Source organism: Virgibacillus phasianinus, from assembly GCF_002216775.1.
GTDB lineage: Bacteria > Bacillota > Bacilli > Bacillales > Amphibacillaceae > Virgibacillus_F > Virgibacillus_F phasianinus.
The window spans coordinates 163,604-180,494 of the sequence record NZ_CP022315.1 but is presented as its reverse complement, the minus strand read 5'-3'; the positions used below and the strand labels follow the sequence as shown (position 1 = coordinate 180,494).

General features: G+C 40.2%; 16 protein-coding genes. 13 read left to right on the top strand and 3 right to left on the bottom strand.

Features of this window, described 5'->3' with window-relative positions:
• Window positions 1–82: 82 nt before the first annotated feature.
• The gene (locus CFK37_RS00880) at window positions 83–826 is read left to right on the top strand and encodes an ABC transporter ATP-binding protein (protein ID WP_089060139.1); all 744 of its coding nucleotides are present in this window, start codon (window positions 83–85) and stop codon (window positions 824–826) included.
• On the top strand, window positions 819–2,027 hold the full coding sequence (locus CFK37_RS00875; protein ID WP_089060138.1) for an ABC transporter permease: 1,209 nt from the start codon (window positions 819–821) through the stop codon (window positions 2,025–2,027). The genes CFK37_RS00880 and CFK37_RS00875 overlap by 8 nt, the downstream gene beginning before the upstream one ends.
• A gap of 81 nt (window positions 2,028–2,108) precedes the next feature.
• Here the strand turns inward: CFK37_RS00875 and CFK37_RS00870 are convergent, their stop codons facing one another.
• Complete coding sequence (locus CFK37_RS00870; protein ID WP_089060137.1) at window positions 2,109–3,278, bottom strand: M20 family metallopeptidase; 1,170 nt, start codon at window positions 3,276–3,278, stop codon at window positions 2,109–2,111.
• A gap of 709 nt (window positions 3,279–3,987) precedes the next feature.
• A complete protein-coding gene (locus CFK37_RS00865; RefSeq protein ID WP_089063498.1) occupies window positions 3,988–4,419 on the bottom strand; it encodes a ferritin-like domain-containing protein in 432 nt (143 codons plus the stop codon).
• Window positions 4,420–4,525: 106 nt separating this feature from the next.
• On the opposite strand from CFK37_RS00865, the gene CFK37_RS00860 reads away from it, so the two are divergent.
• The 7 genes from CFK37_RS00860 to CFK37_RS00830 all read left to right on the top strand — a co-directional run bounded on the left by CFK37_RS00860 (window position 4,526) and on the right by CFK37_RS00830 (window position 10,007).
• Window positions 4,526–5,173 carry a phosphatase PAP2 family protein gene (locus tag CFK37_RS00860; protein ID WP_089060136.1) on the top strand — a complete coding sequence of 216 codons (648 nt, stop codon included), beginning with the start codon at window positions 4,526–4,528 and terminating at the stop codon, window positions 5,171–5,173.
• 86 nt (window positions 5,174–5,259) lie between these two features.
• Window positions 5,260–6,492 carry an MFS transporter gene (locus CFK37_RS00855; protein ID WP_089060135.1) on the top strand — a complete coding sequence of 411 codons (1,233 nt, stop codon included), beginning with the start codon at window positions 5,260–5,262 and terminating at the stop codon, window positions 6,490–6,492.
• Window positions 6,493–6,510: 18 nt separating this feature from the next.
• A complete protein-coding gene (gene liaF, locus CFK37_RS00850) occupies window positions 6,511–7,284 on the top strand; it encodes a cell wall-active antibiotics response protein LiaF (protein WP_089060134.1) in 774 nt (257 codons plus the stop codon).
• Window positions 7,285–7,299: 15 nt separating this feature from the next.
• Complete coding sequence (locus tag CFK37_RS00845; protein ID WP_089060133.1) at window positions 7,300–8,340, top strand: sensor histidine kinase; 1,041 nt, start codon at window positions 7,300–7,302, stop codon at window positions 8,338–8,340.
• Between the two features lie 30 nt (window positions 8,341–8,370).
• The gene (locus tag CFK37_RS00840) at window positions 8,371–9,012 is read left to right on the top strand and encodes a response regulator (RefSeq protein ID WP_089060132.1); all 642 of its coding nucleotides are present in this window, start codon (window positions 8,371–8,373) and stop codon (window positions 9,010–9,012) included.
• 77 nt (window positions 9,013–9,089) lie between these two features.
• A complete protein-coding gene (locus tag CFK37_RS00835; protein WP_089060131.1) occupies window positions 9,090–9,521 on the top strand; it encodes a disulfide oxidoreductase in 432 nt (143 codons plus the stop codon).
• Window positions 9,522–9,524: 3 nt separating this feature from the next.
• Entirely contained in the window at window positions 9,525–10,007 is a 483-nt protein-coding gene (locus CFK37_RS00830) for a thioredoxin family protein (protein WP_089060130.1), read from the top strand.
• 286 nt (window positions 10,008–10,293) lie between these two features.
• On the opposite strand, the gene CFK37_RS00825 is transcribed toward CFK37_RS00830, so the two are convergent.
• A complete protein-coding gene (locus tag CFK37_RS00825; protein WP_089060129.1) occupies window positions 10,294–10,791 on the bottom strand; it encodes an antibiotic biosynthesis monooxygenase family protein in 498 nt (165 codons plus the stop codon).
• Between the two features lie 174 nt (window positions 10,792–10,965).
• On the opposite strand from CFK37_RS00825, the gene CFK37_RS00820 reads away from it, so the two are divergent.
• The 4 genes from CFK37_RS00820 to hemY all read left to right on the top strand — a co-directional run bounded on the left by CFK37_RS00820 (window position 10,966) and on the right by hemY (window position 16,701).
• Window positions 10,966–13,125, top strand: a complete 2,160-nt coding sequence (locus tag CFK37_RS00820) for a transglycosylase domain-containing protein (protein ID WP_089060128.1) — start codon at window positions 10,966–10,968, stop codon at window positions 13,123–13,125.
• Between the two features lie 169 nt (window positions 13,126–13,294).
• Window positions 13,295–14,332 (top strand): uroporphyrinogen decarboxylase, encoded by a 1,038-nt coding sequence (gene hemE / locus CFK37_RS00815; RefSeq protein ID WP_089060127.1) that lies wholly within the window; start codon window positions 13,295–13,297, stop codon window positions 14,330–14,332.
• 30 nt (window positions 14,333–14,362) lie between these two features.
• Window positions 14,363–15,301: a ferrochelatase gene (gene hemH / locus CFK37_RS00810; RefSeq protein ID WP_089060126.1), complete on the top strand. Its 939-nt coding sequence runs from the start codon at window positions 14,363–14,365 to the stop codon at window positions 15,299–15,301.
• The gene (hemY, locus tag CFK37_RS00805) at window positions 15,301–16,701 is read left to right on the top strand and encodes a protoporphyrinogen oxidase (RefSeq protein ID WP_089060125.1); all 1,401 of its coding nucleotides are present in this window, start codon (window positions 15,301–15,303) and stop codon (window positions 16,699–16,701) included. Before hemH ends, hemY begins: the two co-directional genes overlap by 1 nt.
• Window positions 16,702–16,891 lie beyond the last annotated feature (190 nt).

Genomic DNA, 16,891 nt, shown 5'->3' with positions numbered 1-16,891 from the left:
AGAATTTTGCTGTATAGTTTGTTTTGGTTTTATAAGTGATAAATGGTAAAATTTATTGTATATACGTATAGGAGGAAAAACAATGAAGCCATTGTTACATATTGATGACTTACATGGGGGATACACACATAAAAATGTACTTCATGGCATTTCATTCAATGTAAAGCCAAAAGAAATCGTTGGTTTAATTGGATTGAACGGTGCTGGGAAAAGTACAACCATCAAGCATATAATCGGCTTGATGCATGCCAAAAAAGGTACTGTATCAATTAATGGAAAAACATTCAATGAAAACCCGGAAACATATCGTAAACAAATGGCCTACATTCCGGAAGTGCCTATCTTGTACGATGAACTTACGTTATATGAACATTTGAAATTAACAGCAATGGCCTACGATATACCGGAGGACCTTTTTGAAAAGCGTTTACCACCGCTATTGAAAGAATTTCGGATGGAAAAGAGACTAAAATGGTTTCCAGTTCACTTTTCGAAAGGAATGCGCCAAAAGGTAATGATCATGTGCGCGTTTTTGATTGAACCGCCATTATATATTGTCGACGAACCTTTTATGGGTCTTGATCCATTAGGAATCCAGTCTTATTTGCAGTTAATGGAGGAGATGAAAGCGAAGGGCTCAGGCGTTTTAATGTCGACGCATATTTTGGCTACCGCAGAACGTTACTGTGACCGGTTTGTTATTTTGCATGATGGGAAGATAAAGGCAGTGGGAACCTTGGACGAGTTGCGTGAAGAATTTGCTATGCCAACTGCAACACTGGATGACCTGTATGTACAGTTGACTAAGGAAGAAAGCCATGTTTGATTCACATGCCTTTTTTAAAAATCGTTTTTCTGAACATTTAAAGGAAACAAGCCGTTATCTTCGGTACATTTTTACCGGTCATTTAGCCATTGCGATGCTGTTCTTTATTTCTGCAATAGCGGTTTATTACCAACAATGGCTCCAAAACCTTTCCGAGAATTTCCCGACCGCCTGGGTTGTAGGGATTGTTTTTGGTTTGGTCGCAAGTTATAGCCCTGTCCGAACATTATTAAAAGAGCCGGATTTAGTTTTCCTGATTGCAGCCGAGAATAAAATGAATGCTTACTTCAGGGATGCTTTGCTTTATAGCTTTGTTATTCAATTGTACTTAGTGTTGCTTGCGGCGGCAGCTCTTGGACCGTTGTATTCAGCGACATATCCAGAGCGTGAAGGATATTTATTAACGGTTTTAGTGCTGCTGATTTTTAAGGTATGGAATTTACTTGCCAATTGGTGGATGCTGAAAATACGTGCTCCTGGTGTCAGACAGATTGACTTACTTGCGCGAACGCTGTTAACGATAGCCGTATTCTATTTCCTGATTCACGGTGATATTGTTCTGACGGCTGTCACAACAGGATTATATATCATTGTATTTCTGTATGATTATAATTTATCACATAAACAGGCGGGAATTGTTTGGGATCTGCTCATCCAAAAAGACCGTGATCGAATGCAGGCCTTTTATCGGATTGCAAATATGTTTACAGACGTGCCACATTTAAGAAGTAAAGTGAAAAAGCGCCAATGGCTGACATCCATTGTCAGCAATGTTCCGTTTCAGAATAAACAATCCTTCCATTACCTATACCGAATTACCTTTGTGCGGAGCGGAGATTATTTGGGTATGTATCTCCGATTAATTGTTATTGGCGGTCTCTTTATTTATTTTGTTCCGCAGCTTTGGATGAAAATACTATTTGCCTTGCTGTTTATGTATATGAGCAGTTTCCAGATGATGACATTGTATCATCACCATCGAACAGTAATGTGGATAGACCTCTATCCTGTTGAGCATAAATACAGAAGGCAGGCAGTCTTCAATTGGCTGTTTCAGCTTGGATTGGTTCAGACTATTCTATTTGCGATTGTATTCTTATTTACTCCATCTCAGTTTACTGGCGCGGGAATAATATTAGTTTGCGGCTTTCTTTTTAATTATCTGTTCATGAATGGCTATGTGAAAAGAAAGTTAGTATGAAAAAAGCATCTCAGGCGTGCCTGAGATGCTTTTTGTTGAAATAATCTGTTCCAGCCCTTGTACGATTGCGCTATAAGACTTTTATTTATTCTGGTAAGCAAGGTATGCTTCAAATAATGTTTTTGCAGCGATTGGTAATGCACGTTCATCAATATCGAATTTAGGATGATGGTGCGGGATGTCGTTTCCTTCTTTTTGGGCACCGGTGAAAAAGAATGCTCCAGGCTTATCAAGTAAATAATAGGAAAAGTCTTCTCCAGCCATTACAGGTGGGACGAATTCGGCTGATGTAATTTCCGGTATGTTTTCACAAGCCTGCCTGACAAGTTCAGCTTCCTCCTCGTGATTTACTAATGGAGGATATCCTTTTAGATAATTGAACGTGTACGTCGCACCATTTGACATACACACTCCTTTAATAATCTGTTCCATTTCTTCGATTACTTGTTTCTGTATGGAGGAATCAAGATGCCGCATTGTTCCAATTAATTTGGCTTTATCCGCGATAATGTTAAAAGCATTCCCGGCTTCAAATATACCAATTGTTAAAACAGCAGTTTTGAGCGGGTCGATACGTCTACTAACAATTTGTTGAAGTTTTGTGATTAACTCGGCACCAATTACAACCGCATCCTTGGTTTCATGTGGATACCCGCCATGTCCACCTTTGCCTTGTAGAACAATCTCAAAACGGTCTGCTCCTGCCATAAAAGCATGTTTGGAGGTTTGCATTACACCTAGTGGCGTTGTTGCCCATAGATGGGTTCCAAAAACGGCGTCAACATGATCAAGTGCACCGGATTCAATTATTGGTTTTGCCCCACCCGGAGCATATTCCTCTGCATGTTGATGCAGGAATACAATTGTTCCCGGTAATTCGTCCTGAAATGGCTGCACTGCTTTTGCCAGGGATAATAATGTCGCTGTGTGCCCATCATGGCCGCAGGCGTGCATGACACCATCTATTTTGGATTTATACGGGACATCCTTCTCGTCCTGGATGGGCAGGGCATCAAAATCCGCCCTTAGTGCAACGGTTTTCCCAGGTTTTCCACCTTTAAGGGTTGCAATAACCCCATTTCCGCCTACCTTCGTTTGATAGGGAATACCTAGATTTTCATAAAAGTCAGCAATATAGGCTGCCGTTTTTTCTTCTTGAAACGAAAGCTCTGGATATTGATGTAAATACCTTCGTATCTCAATCATCTCTTGGTGCAATTGGTCAATTCGTTCATGAATCTCTTTCCGCATGAAAACTACCCCCTGCAAGCTAATATGGATTTGAATACAGTTTATCATGATTAGTTGTTCTTTAAGAAAGGATACGTTTTTATCGAAATACTGATTTCCAAAAGATTGTTGTTTATAAACAAAATCCATAAACTGCGACGTAACTAAAAATCATGTTTGGCACGGGCGGCCGCTGCGGAAAAACACTGCGCTTTCATGGCCTCCTGAGCTTACGCTGAGGGCACTGAAAAAGGTATAGTTAATACACGAATATGTGGATCTATGATCGCATCTTGAATATACTGCGCTTTCCGCGGGCGAGTGACGAGCCTCCTCGGACTGACGTCCTCCGGGGTCTCGCCGATCTCTCACTTCCCGCAGGAGTCTCCGTATATTCAAGATGCTAAGTATAGGTGAAAAGCTAAATTTTAAAATCCACCACTTTTTCAGTGCCCTTCTTATGCTTCCGGGGTTTCACCCATGCCTAATCGACTACTACTCGCAACTACAATTATTAAAGAATGAAGAAATCGGTGTTATGGCATTATAGGTAGCACTCAACCCTGCGCAGTGTTTTTCCGCAGCGCCCCATCGTGGTGCCAAGCATAATTTAGTTTAGTTACGTCGCAATTTTTATCAACTGTGGTGATATTACACCGACTATGCGAAAACAGTCTATTAAAAAAAGCACCCGGTTCGAGTGCTTTTCCGGGTGCCTTTGCTCTTTTTATTATAAACGCGGATCCTGCAATAAACGTTCGATTTCTTCTTTATGATGTGTTTCATCGGCAATCATGTCTTCGATTTTTACAACAAGCTCAGTGTAGCTTAGTTTTTCTGCTTGTTTTTTACGTTGTTCATAGCGTTCGATGGTGGCTTTCTCAGACTGCAAGGACGCTTCTAACAAATCCTTAACTTCTGTAGGCTGCGGTATTTCCGCTGATTTAGTGGTTGGTGTTCCACCTAGTGATTTGATTTTTTCTGATAAGTATAGTGCGTGTCCTAGTTCATCATTAATTTCTGCTTCGAAAAATGGCTTTAATGCCGAACTGTATAGTCCGGAAACAACGGAAGCACTATACGTGTACTGAATCGCTGCACCATATTCATTTGCTAAATCTTCATTTAATCCATCAATTAGCTCTTGTAATTCCTTATCCATGTATAATCCCAGCCTTTCAATTTGTTGTCCATACATAACTATTTCCCAAAACAGGTTTTTTTAAACTTTTAAATTAAGGTATTATGGATGCAGGGAGGTAGATTCGATGAGGAAAAAAAGTCATTATCTATATATTTTTCTGTTTGCGTTTGTATTAGTTACAACGGTGTTATGGGCATTTAAAATCATGCACGGAACAATTCCCGTAGTCGACCAGTGGTCAAGGGGGTTTGTGGAAGCAATGGCGGATTCGGATGTCTACTTTCTATTTCGGTGGTTGACTGAACTTGGCTCGGGTACCTTTCTAACCCCATTTACGATGATCATGGCTATACTGCTCGGCTATCTTTTTCGTGATTGGTTTATAGGCGTTATGTTTGCTGGTGGAACCTTATTAAGCTATGGATTAAACGTTCTAATTAAGGTGCTTGTTGAACGGGAACGCCCGCGAATATTAGTGGCTGCGGAAGCAGAAGGGTATAGTTTCCCCTCCGGACATGCCATGATTTCAATGGTTTGTTATGGTCTGGTCGTATATTTTATTTCAAAGAAAATAAGGTCAAAGAAACTAGCTGTCAGTATTCAAATAGGTACATCTATTCTCATTTTTTTAATTGGCTTCAGCCGGTACATGATTAGTGTGCATTATCTAACAGATGTGCTGGCAGGATTCGTATTCGGCCTCTTGTTTGTTTTTCTTTGGACATTTATGTTTGAAAAAATAAATAAAAAACGATCTCCGTCTGAAGACTGAGATAAAAACATTCTGCAGGTCGTTATGGCTGCACGCTGCTTTCGGTAAGCTATACATATACGAACAAGTCGGAAGGGGCGTCACCTATGAGCGTGGAATCACAAATTATTGAAATGCAGAAGGTTCCTGTAACAAAAAATCGTAATTTTATGTTTTTATTTATCGCAGCGTTATTTTCTTCACCGGGATATTATGTATACTTAATAGGAGCGGAATGGTTAATGCTGACATTAACCGATAACCGATTTTATTTTGGAATGTTATTTTTGGCAGCATCCATTCCGAGATTACTTCTACTAACAGCTGGAGGAATCATTGCTGATCGATTTAATAAACGAACCATTCTTTTTCTCTCTGATGCCTCCCGGGCACTGTTAATTTTAGTATTAATTTTTCTTGTCTGGACAGATGCCGTAACAGCATTTCACCTGATCGGTTTAGCTGTATTGTTCGGTATGTCAGATGCATTTAGCTATCCGGCATTGAACGCGCTGACACCTACGCTTTTACATGATGATCAATTACAAAGGGGAAATTCACTCATTCAAATGACAACGCAAATAAGTCCGATTCTAGGACCGGCATTAGGCGGGGGAATGATTGCATTACTTGGGTTTGAAGGGGTTTTTTCAATAGCATTTGGAATGCTTGCTTTGTCATCACTTGCGGTGCTCTTGATAACATTGAAAAAAGATGAGGAAGGGGTAGAAAAACCAACTCCTTGGGAAGATTTAAAAGAAGGATTTCGCTATGCAAGGAAAAATGAACTGGTTATTTCGGTTGTAATTGTCGCTTTCTTTATTAATTTCTTCTTTTCCGGCCCACTAGCAATTGGTTTGCCAATTATCGTCAAGGACATATTTGAAGGAAGTGCGATAGGGCTAGCCACCGTTGAAACGTCTATGGGTATAGGGGCGTTGCTTGGAGCGATTTTATTAGCAACGATTAAATTGAAAAAACCCGGTGTTGCCTTAATCGGCAGTCTTATTGCATTAGGTATTCTTACCGCCGGAACCGGATTATCGGTATATCTTTATTTAACGGCCATCCTAGTAGGCATAATGGGATTTTTAATTCAATTAATCAATATCCCGCTAATGACTATGATGCAGCAAACAACGGAGAAAAAGATGCTAGGGCGAATGATGAGCTTTTTAATGACTGTTTCGACGGGTCTTGTTCCAGTATCTTTTCTGCTGACATCCTCTTTACTTGCGGCAGGCGTGTCGATCCAGCTGATTATAATCGTCAGTGGGACAGTGGTTACACTGATTGGAATCTATTGCCTTAAAAATAAAACCATTATGCGATATCAATAAAAGAAAGGAGTGATGAAAATGAATAATCGATTTATCCGCTTGTTATTTGCATTTATCGTTATTTTTATAGGGGTCATATTGGTTTTGCAGAATCTTGAAGTGATTGACATGGACATGAATGGAATATGGCCGTATGCCTACTCTACTTTGTTTATTATTTTTGGGCTGAAATGGTTTATAGACGATTTGCGAAATCGCGGTGGGAGTTGGATATTTGGGTCATTTTTATTTGTTTTTGGTTCCTTATTATTAATAGGTGAACTGGGGTTTATTCGTTTTAATTTCGACGATATATTCAAGCTTTGGCCATTATTAATTGTCTATATTGGTTTCAGTATCATTGGAAAACCTAAACGTAAGAAAAACTTTAAGTTTGTGATTGACACGGATGATAAAAAAGAAACATACCGCGATACCATGAAGAAACACGGAAACCGTTTTTCAGTTGGCGATCATCAATTTACTGAACCAAATTGGAAGGTAGAGCCAATGAACCTGCATAATGCAGCAGGGGATTATTATATAGATTTTTCTAAGGCATATATTCCGGAAAAGGAAACACCGATTTCCATTAACAGTTGGGCTGGTGATATTCAAATCCTGATGCCGGAAAACGTTGCCTGTCGAATTGAAGCAACTGTTAAGGCTGGTGAAGTAAATATAATGGGACAGACTTCTGAAGGGATTAATCGAACGCTTTACTACGAATCCGAGGATTATCAAGATGCGACAAGAAAATTAACCATCAACTTAAAGTTAAAAGCAGGCTCTGTCCGAGTCGATAAAGTATAATGGGGGTGATCGATCATGCTAAAGCGGCTGAATAGTATACGATTTAGTTATATTCGTTCACACCTTTATGGAACGTTTCTAACCACAGTAATTTTGTTGTCATTTCTATTATCTATTTATGTATTATTTGAACCACTGTGGTTAACCGCTGAAGGTATATTTTTGTTTATTGCAACGTATATAGTACTTGGTTTGCTGCTTTCCTTGTATGTTGGTTTTAAATCCAGCGGTGATTTAAAGGAACGTCTCGATTATTTCTCCGTGTTGATTACACAATTTGCCAATGGAAACTATCAATCACGGGTCTATTTTAACGAGGATGATGAGATTGCCAGAATTGGCAGCGAATTGAACGAACTGGGCAATAAAATGCAAAACCAGGTAAAATCATTACAACGGATGGCGGATGAAAAGGCGGATTTTGCAAAATCAGCACACAAGGCTGCTGTTATCGAGGAAAGGCAACGCCTGGCCAGGGATTTGCATGACTCTGTAAGCCAGCAATTGTTTGGCGTGACGATGATGGCAGAAGCAGCACTGAAACAATTTGACAAAAATCCCACAATGGCCAAGTCACAGTTGGAGGACGTTGCAGCCAGTGCGTTGCAGGCTCAGACCGAGATGCGTGCCTTGTTGCTGCATTTGCGGCCAGTACATTTATCAGGCGATCCACTTTCACTTGGCCTTAAGAAACTGGTAGAAGAGTTGAAACAAAAGAGTGCGATCAATTTCAAACTGGACTTTGACGACTCTATCAAACTACAAGAAACAACAGAGGAACATGTTTTTAGAATTATTCAAGAATCATTATCCAATATTTTACGTCATGCCGAAGCTAGTGAAGTTGGCTTAAGGATAACGAGTAGATCAAATGAACTGTTCATTCATATTGCAGACAATGGCAAGGGATTCGATGTTGGGCAGGATTCGACTCGAAAAACGTCGTATGGTTTGAAAACGATGAAAGAACGAAGCGAGGAACTGGGTGGTACATTTACAATTCGTTCTATCCGGGGAGAAGGTACGTATATAGATATACGGATTCCATGTAACTAAACAGTAAAGATCAAGATAGGGGGAGAATGCATGATTCGAGTGGTTGTTGTGGATGATCATGATGTTGTTCGAAAAGGTATTGTTTCGTATTTGTTAACCGATGATTCGATAGAGGTTGTCGGGCAGGCTTCTAATGGAAATGACGGGGCAGCACTGGTAATAAAAGAGAAACCTGATGTGGTTCTGATGGATTTAATGATGGAAAATGGCAATGGGATTGATGCGACACGCACGATAACAAATAGTAATGTTGACACAAAGATTATCATACTTACAAGCTTCTATGACGATAAACAGGTTTTTCCGGCAATCGAAGCGGGGGCGTTTAGTTATCTCTTAAAAACATCGTCTGCTAATGAAATTGTAAACGCTATAAAAAAGGCTAAACAAGGAGAAAATGTTATTGAACCAAAGGTGGCGGGCAGGATGATGTCAACATTTCGGTCTGATTCCCGTAAAGCACATGATGAATTGACCGGGCGTGAATTAGAAGTCCTGATTTGCATCGGCAATGGGATGACAAATCAGGAAATCAGTGAAAAATTATATATTGGTATTAAAACTGTAAAAACGCATGTCAGCAATATTCTTGGAAAACTTGGGGTTCATGACCGAACACAAGCAGCTGTCTATGTTCACAGAAATAACTTAATTTCAGCTGAGGATCAGTAATTTATGGTCCTCTTTTTTGTTTTTTTTTCAGCAGGCTTGTATAATACTTATGACTCTTTAAGTAAGGGAGATTACATATGAATCAATCTAATAAAGGTGAAACACTCATATTTCTTATATGGGCTCAAGCGCTTATTGCATTGCTCGGAAGTTTATTCTTTTCAGAAATAATGGGGTATGTTCCATGTGAATTATGCTGGTATCAGCGTATTTTAATGTATCCCCTTGTGATTATTTATGGTGTTGCCATGATCAAAAAGAATATGTCGATGGCGTATCCCGGGATCATATTAAGCGGAATAGGTATTTTTGTTTCAACTTATCATTATTTAATTCAAAAGGTGCCAGCACTTCATGATACGGCCGGTGCATGTGGAATTATTCCATGTACTACCCAGTACGTTAATTACCTCGGGTTCATTACGATCCCTTTTCTCGCTGGAGTAGCTTTTATTGTAATCTTTGTGCTCCATGTCTTATTACTTAAACAAATTGGAGGGAAGAAATAAACGATGAAAAAGAAGATGTTAATTTTTATTGTAGTACTTATTGTATTGTTTGCAGCACTTTATTTTGTTGTTGATTATAAGAACAAACAGGCAGTTGACGAGAACGATAATCCATACGGCAAAAGTGATTTACATCAAGCAACGATTGACCAGTTGGACGATCCAAACTATCAAAATCAAATACTTCCTGATGAATTAGATAAAAAACTGGAAAATGGTAAATCGCTAACTGTCTATTTTTATGATCCTACATGCCCACATTGTCAGCGTACAACGCCAATCCTTGTTCCTTTAACAGAAGAACTTGGTGTAGATGTAAAGAAACTTAATGTACTGGAGTTTGAAGATGCATGGAATAAGTACAGTATTGAAGGTACACCAACACTTATTCATTTCGAGAATGGAAAGGAAGCCACACGTATTTCCGGCGGCCAAACAGAAGAGCAATTACGAGCATTCTTTAAAGAAAACAACATTACTGAATAAGAAAAGCGGAAGTGCCTGTTTATTGGCGCTTCCGCTTTTCTTAATGTCTAGCTCCAGCGCCCAGAAGCTGCCGTCATAAGCAATGGACACTACGAACGCTAAACTCATGCGTTCTGAGGTCCCTTGCTTACGCGTCCGCTTCTAAACGGTGGCCTGCGCTTTTCGTGTCTAGCTCCGGCGCCCAGAAGCTACCGTCATAAGCAATGGGCACTACGAACGGTAAACCCATGCGTTCTGCGGTCCCTTGCTTATGCGTCCGCTTCTAAACGGTGGCCTGCGCTTTTCTTTATTCATTAACCATATTATAGCTTGTAATATATGGCTTATCGGCAAAATACGCGGGTGGCTTTGTTTCGCCTTTACCATTTTTGTGTTGTTCTTTAAATGCATCTGAATTCTTCCAGTTATCAAAGTCCTCGATGGTTGCCCATTGAGTCAAGACTACATATGTGTTTCCGCTTTGCGGGCGCAGCAGTCTGAATGCCTGAAATCCGGGAGTGGATTCAATTGCGGAACTTCGCCGTTTAAAACGATCTTCAAACACGGTTCTTCCATCCTCCGTTACTGTAATATTATTCATTACGACAAAGCCCTTGTTCTGTATGGATCCATTGTTAAGCAGGACGTCATAGGCTCTACCCGATGCGAAGATATTTTCATGTTCATTTTCATAGTAAGCGAGTGCTCCATTTCCACTGGACATAAGATGAAAATCAATGGCGGGATGGTCATCAATAATTTTTTTAATGAATTCTAATGTTCCATTTGTCATATATGCTTCCATTATTCCTTCAAACTCCTTCCAAAAGTGCAAATAATCTCTGTTTCATAATACCCTTTTCGACAATTGTTAATCAACATATCCGATAAATACTATTGCTTTTAGATTGCCGAAAACTGTCGTATACTGTAGTATGTGGTTGTTAAACAGCCATGTGCAGAGGTGAACAAGAGGGAAATGGAACATAAAAAACAGAGAAGAATTTTTACCCTGAGTACGAAACAGCTATTAGTTACAGCAGGCATCGTAGCTTTTTTAGGAATTGCGGGGTATTTAGTTATCATTTTTGGTGGAAAATTGGTAGTGAATGAGGAAGATTTAATTCTTGATGCTACGACAACAATTGAAACCAAGGATGGTAAAGAAATTGCTGAATTATACAACGAAAATAGAACACTGGTATCGATGGAAGATATCCCGGAACATGTTCAGGAGGCGTTTGTTGCTATTGAAGATCGGCGATTTTATGAACACGCAGGCGTCGATTTCCAGTCTGTAGCACGTGCTGTTTATCGCGATATCGTTGCTTTTGGCAAGGTGGAAGGCGCGAGTACAATCACACAACAATTGGCTAAAAACCTGTTTTTGCACAATGATAAAACATGGATGAGAAAAACAAAAGAGGTAATGGCGGCCATTTACTTAGAAAGAGAATATACAAAGAATCAAATACTTGGGATGTATCTGAACGAGATTTATTTCGGTTCAGGGGTGTACGGCATCGAGGAGGCATCACAATTATTTTTTTCAAAATCTGTCAGTGATTTAACGTTGGCAGAAGGAGCAATGCTTGCAGGACTTGCGAAGGCTCCAAATGGTTATTCACCAATTAATCATCCCGAGAAAGCTTTAGACCGAAGAAATGTTGTTCTCCAAGCGATGGATGATGCTGGGAAAATTTCTACCGAAACACGAATACAGGCACAGGGTAAAACACTTGGTCTAGATGTAGAGGAACCAGAAGAGACCCCGTGGGTAGATAGCTATGTTGACTTGGTTATGAAAGAGGCTGCCGAAAAGTATCAGTTATCGGTAGATGAATTACAGCGTGGCGGTTATCGGATAGTTGTAAACATGGAACAGCGAATCCAGCAAATTGCATATGAAAAGTTTAAAAATGATCGGTATTTCCCAGGTAATACGGAGGGGACACAAGGAGCTTTTGTCATGATGGACCAGGAGAACGGTGGAATAGTTGCGGCAATTGGCGGTCGCTCCTACCAATTAGGAAACCTTAATCGTGCTACTGTAACCCGTCAACCCGGTTCTACGATGAAGCCCATCGCTGTTTATGGACCAGCATTAATGAAAAAAGAATACAACCCTTATTCCCTAATACCAGATCAAAAACGCAGTATTAACGGCTATACAGCGGAAAATGTAGTGGACGAGTATGCTGGTTCTGTATCGATTTATGAAGCATTAAGAGTGTCAAAGAACGCACCCGCAGTATGGTTGCTCAACGCAATTGGCATTGATTACGCAAAAACATTTCTTGAAAAAATGAACATTTCGATCAAGGATAAGGGACTTGCGATCGCCTTAGGCGGACTGTCGGACGGTTTGACGCCAATCCAGATGATGGAAAGTTACCGGCCGTTTGTTCATGGTGGGAAATATATACCATCGCATACTATTTCACGTATTTACGATAGGGAAAATCAAGTAATTGCCAAGGGAAAACAAAAACAAACACAGGTGTTTAGCAGTCAGGTCGCCTGGAACATGACGGCAATGTTAACAAATGTTGTAAAGAACGGTACTGCAGAAGCAGGCGATTACGAGAAAGCATTGGCCGGAAAAACGGGGTCGACACAGCATCCCCTGGTAAAAGGCGAGTATAAGGATGCCTGGTTTGTTGGTTATACACCGCATTACGTCAGTGCCATGTGGATGGGCTATGATCAATCGGACAAACATCATTTTCTTACCGATGGAAGCTCTTATCCAACAATGTTAACAAAGTCTATTTTAAAAGAAATCGACAAACAGCGGCCATTGGAATCGAACTTTGTGAAACCGGAGAACGTAGAGACATTACCAGAGCCTATGGACCTTCCGGAAATCAACCAACTGGAGGCGAGCTACACATTTGGCGGATTTTCATTAGTTAAAGGAAAATTAACTTGGTCCATGGCTGAGGATGAACGTATTGTTTATCATATTTATCAAGAGCAGGACGGTATTGATAAAAGAATTGGGCAAGTACAAGGGAAGAATGAATTTATTATTGATGACGCTCCATTATTGAAAACGACTCGTTATTACGTTGTTCCATATAATCCACTAACACAAGTAGAAGGAACAAAATCAAACACAGTTGAATTATCATTGTAATCGACAAATTCATGACAATGAAGAGGGTTTGCTATACAGCCATAAAGGAAATCGCTATAGTAGATAATGGAGTTTAAGCAGTAAGAAAAGTGCAAGCGGCAGTTTCTGGACGCTTACGCTAGAAATATTTTCGTTTATACTTTCTGATCTTTTAAAAAGGGTGAAAAACATGCTAAAGCAAATGAACGATACGATCATTAAAGCCTATAACGGGGAAAAAACGGATCATGTACCCGTTTGGTTCATGCGTCAGGCTGGACGATCGCAAAAAGAATATCGCGAAATCAAGGAAAAGTATTCCTTATTTGAAATTACCCATCAACCAGAATTATGTGCGTATGTGACACGTCTCCCAGTGGAGAATTATGGTGTCGATGCAGCTATTTTATATAAGGACATTATGTCGCCTCTGCCCGCTATTGGAGTGGATGTAGAAATAAAGAAAAACATAGGACCAGTAATTCATAATCCGGTTCAAACGTATCAAGATGTAGAAAAACTGGGGACAATCAATCCTCAGTCAGATGTTCCTTATGTATTAGATACCATCCGTTTGCTGACAGAAGAACAATTATCTGTACCATTAATCGGATTTAGTGGTGCCCCGTTTACGCTGGCGAGCTATATGATTGAGGGTGGCCCATCCAAAAATTATCATAAAACAAAAGCATTTATGTATCGCAAGCCGGATGCATGGTTTTCATTAATGGATAAACTTTCAGATATGGTGATTACTTATGCGAAAGCTCAGATTAAAGCTGGCGCTAAGGCCATTCAGATATTTGATTCATGGGTGGGAGCATTAAATGCTTCAGATTACCGAATCTTCATCAAACCAGCCATGCAGCATATTTTCACTGAACTGAAGAAAGAAAAAGTTCCGCTGATTTTATTTGGTATTGGGTCACGTCATTTGCTGACAGAATGGAATGATTTACCGGCAGATGTACTAGGACTTGATTGGCGTACATCGATCAAGGAAGCACGCCAAATGGGTGTCACGAAAGTGTTACAAGGTAATTTGGATCCAGCCCTATTGTTGGCGGATTGGAACACGATTGAAGAGCGAACAAAAACTATTTTAGACGAAGGAATGCAAGATCAACAGGGATACGTATTTAATCTGGGACATGGTGTAACGCCAGAAATTAAGCCTGCTGTCCTTAAAAAGGTTACGGAATTAGTTCACAGCTATTCTAAACGATAGAAATCGAAACTGTTAAACGAGGTGTATGAATTGGGAAAGAAAAAAATGGGTTTGTTGGTGATGGCATACGGTACGCCGTACAAGGAAGAGGATATTGAACGTTATTATACTGATATAAGGCATGGTCGTAAACCATCACCTGAAATGCTGCAGGATTTAACGGATCGTTATAAAGCTATTGGAGGTATTTCTCCATTAGCAAAAATCACAAATGAACAAGCCAAGGCATTGGAAGCAAAGCTAAATGAGATTCAGGATGAACATGAATTTCATGTTTACATCGGTTTGAAACATATCGAACCATTTATAGAAGATGCGGTTGAACAAATGGCGAAAGACGGCATAGAGGAAGCAGTTTCCCTTGTACTGGCGCCACATTATTCTACATTTAGTGTGAAATCGTATAATAAACGTGCAACAGACGAAGCGGCAAAACAAGGGAATTTAACGATTACCTCGGTTGAAAGCTGGTATGACGCACCTGGCTTTATTCAATTTTGGACTAACCAAATTAATAAAGTTTATGAGGAAATGCCTGCTGATGAGAAAGAAAAAGCTGTGCTCGTTATTTCTGCACACAGTTTACCAGAAAAGATTTTGCAAAACGGGGATCCCTACCCTGGTCAATTAAAAGAGACCGCCCGATTAATTTCCGATGCAACCGGAATTACCGACTATGCGATTGGCTGGCAAAGTGAAGGAAACACGCCAGATCCATGGCTTGGTCCAGATGTACAGGATTTAACACGAGATCTTTATAACGAAAAAGGATATCGTTCCTTTGTTTATGCGCCAGTTGGGTTTATCGCCGATCATTTAGAAGTTTTATACGATAATGATTACGAATGTAAAGTAGTATGTGAGGAGCTTGGTGCTGCTTATCACCGACCTGAAATGCCAAATGCGCATCCAGAATTCATCGCAACACTTGCGGATGTTGTTCTTCAAAAAGTAAAGCGTGAAGTGTAATGGATAACAGGAAAAATATTGTAATTGTCGGCGGTGGGATAACAGGGTTGTCCGCCGCTTACTATTTACAAAAAGAGATAAAAGAAGAAAAGTTGCCTTACCATGTAAAACTGGTTGAAGCCAGTGATAGATTGGGTGGAAAAATTAGTACACTAAGGAAAGACGGTTTTACGATCGAACGTGGTCCTGATTCTTTTTTGTCAAGGAAAAAGCCGGCAGTGAAACTAGCGGAAGAAGTAGGGCTGAAAGACAAGCTTGTTCGAAATGCCACAGGTCAATCCTATATATTAGTTAATAACAAGCTGCGCAAAATGCCTCGTGGTTCGCACATGGGGATTCCAACGAAAGCGCGCCCATTCTTATTATCAAACCTTTTTTCTTTGAAAGGGAAAATGCGTGCTGGTTTGGACTTTATGTTACCTAGAGGCAAAAATGTACAGGATCAATCCCTTGGTGGGTTTTTACGTCACCGGTTTGGTAATGAAGTTGTTGAAAATGTGATGGATCCGCTGTTATCTGGAATTTATTCCGGTGATATTGATGAAATGAGTTTAATGGCAACCTACCCTAACTTCTATCAGCTGCAACAGGAACATAAAAGTCTGATTAAAGGGTTACGAAAGACATTGCCTAAAGCGCAAAGTCCGAAGAAGAGAAAGGCCGGAGCGTTTTATGCATTTCGGGACGGCTTTGAGTCATTAGTGGAACAACTGGCACTAAAGCTTGATGAGGGCACTGTCACATTAAATGCTGCTGTTGACCATATTGAGAAAAAAGATCATGGCTATCATCTTTTGTTAAGCAGTGGGGAAGTTTATAAAGCAGATGCAGTTATTATGGCAACTTCCCATGAGTCTCTGCCCAAGGTATTTAGTCAATACGACTATTTCCGTGAATTTGACAATGTTCCTTCCACATCGGTTGCAAATGTTGCGATGGCCTTTGATCAATCAGCAATTAAACGTGATATAAATGGAACAGGATTTGTTGTATCCAGGAATAGTGATTTTAGGATTACTGCCTGTACTTGGACACATAAAAAATGGCCGCATTCTACCCCGGGAGGAAACGTTCTGCTAAGGTGTTATGTAGGTCGACCTAACGATCAGGAAGTGGTCCATTTATCGGATGAGGAAATAAAGGAAATTGTATTAAAGGATTTAAATAAAACGATGAATATAACGCAAGAGCCGAAGTTTAGTGTAATTACGCGCTGGGAAAATGCACGACCACAGTATACAGTGGGGCATACAGAACGAATAGTAAATGTTCGCAGTAAGATGGCTGAAGATTTACCAGGTGTGTATTTAGCTGGCGCTTCATTTGAAGGTGTCGGTGTTCCAGACTGTATCGAACAGGGTGAAAAGGCAGTAGGTAATGTATTGAAGTTTTTGGGATAAAAGGGAAAGGTGCTCACAAATGATGTGAGCACCTTTTTTTGGGTGTGACCAACGGAGATCGCAGCCAATCCGCGGGAATAACCGCCAAGTTTGGAATATAACGGCCAATCCACGAAAATAACAGCCAAGTTTGGAATATAACGGCCAATCCGCGGAAATAACAGCCAATCCGCGGAAATAACAGCCAAAT

Bases quoted from the DNA above. Each gene is read 5' to 3' on its own strand.
- CFK37_RS00870 (WP_089060137.1), bottom strand. From the start codon at position 3,278: ATGCGGAAAGAGATTCATGAACGAATTGACCAATTGCACCAAGAGATG.
- CFK37_RS00855 (WP_089060135.1), top strand. From the start codon at position 5,260: ATGAGCGTGGAATCACAAATTATTGAAATGCAGAAGGTTCCTGTAACA.
- hemY (WP_089060125.1), top strand. From the start codon at position 15,301: ATGGATAACAGGAAAAATATTGTAATTGTCGGCGGTGGGATAACAGGG.
- hemE (WP_089060127.1), top strand. From the start codon at position 13,295: ATGCTAAAGCAAATGAACGATACGATCATTAAAGCCTATAACGGGGAA.
- CFK37_RS00835 (WP_089060131.1), top strand. From the start codon at position 9,090: ATGAATCAATCTAATAAAGGTGAAACACTCATATTTCTTATATGGGCT.
- liaF (WP_089060134.1), top strand. From the start codon at position 6,511: ATGAATAATCGATTTATCCGCTTGTTATTTGCATTTATCGTTATTTTT.
- CFK37_RS00820 (WP_089060128.1), top strand. From the start codon at position 10,966: ATGGAACATAAAAAACAGAGAAGAATTTTTACCCTGAGTACGAAACAG.
- CFK37_RS00860 (WP_089060136.1), top strand. From the start codon at position 4,526: ATGAGGAAAAAAAGTCATTATCTATATATTTTTCTGTTTGCGTTTGTA.
- CFK37_RS00880 (WP_089060139.1), top strand. From the start codon at position 83: ATGAAGCCATTGTTACATATTGATGACTTACATGGGGGATACACACAT.
- CFK37_RS00845 (WP_089060133.1), top strand. From the start codon at position 7,300: ATGCTAAAGCGGCTGAATAGTATACGATTTAGTTATATTCGTTCACAC.
- CFK37_RS00825 (WP_089060129.1), bottom strand. From the start codon at position 10,791: ATGGAAGCATATATGACAAATGGAACATTAGAATTCATTAAAAAAATT.
- CFK37_RS00830 (WP_089060130.1), top strand. From the start codon at position 9,525: ATGAAAAAGAAGATGTTAATTTTTATTGTAGTACTTATTGTATTGTTT.
- CFK37_RS00865 (WP_089063498.1), bottom strand. From the start codon at position 4,419: ATGGATAAGGAATTACAAGAGCTAATTGATGGATTAAATGAAGATTTA.
- CFK37_RS00840 (WP_089060132.1), top strand. From the start codon at position 8,371: ATGATTCGAGTGGTTGTTGTGGATGATCATGATGTTGTTCGAAAAGGT.
- CFK37_RS00875 (WP_089060138.1), top strand. From the start codon at position 819: ATGTTTGATTCACATGCCTTTTTTAAAAATCGTTTTTCTGAACATTTA.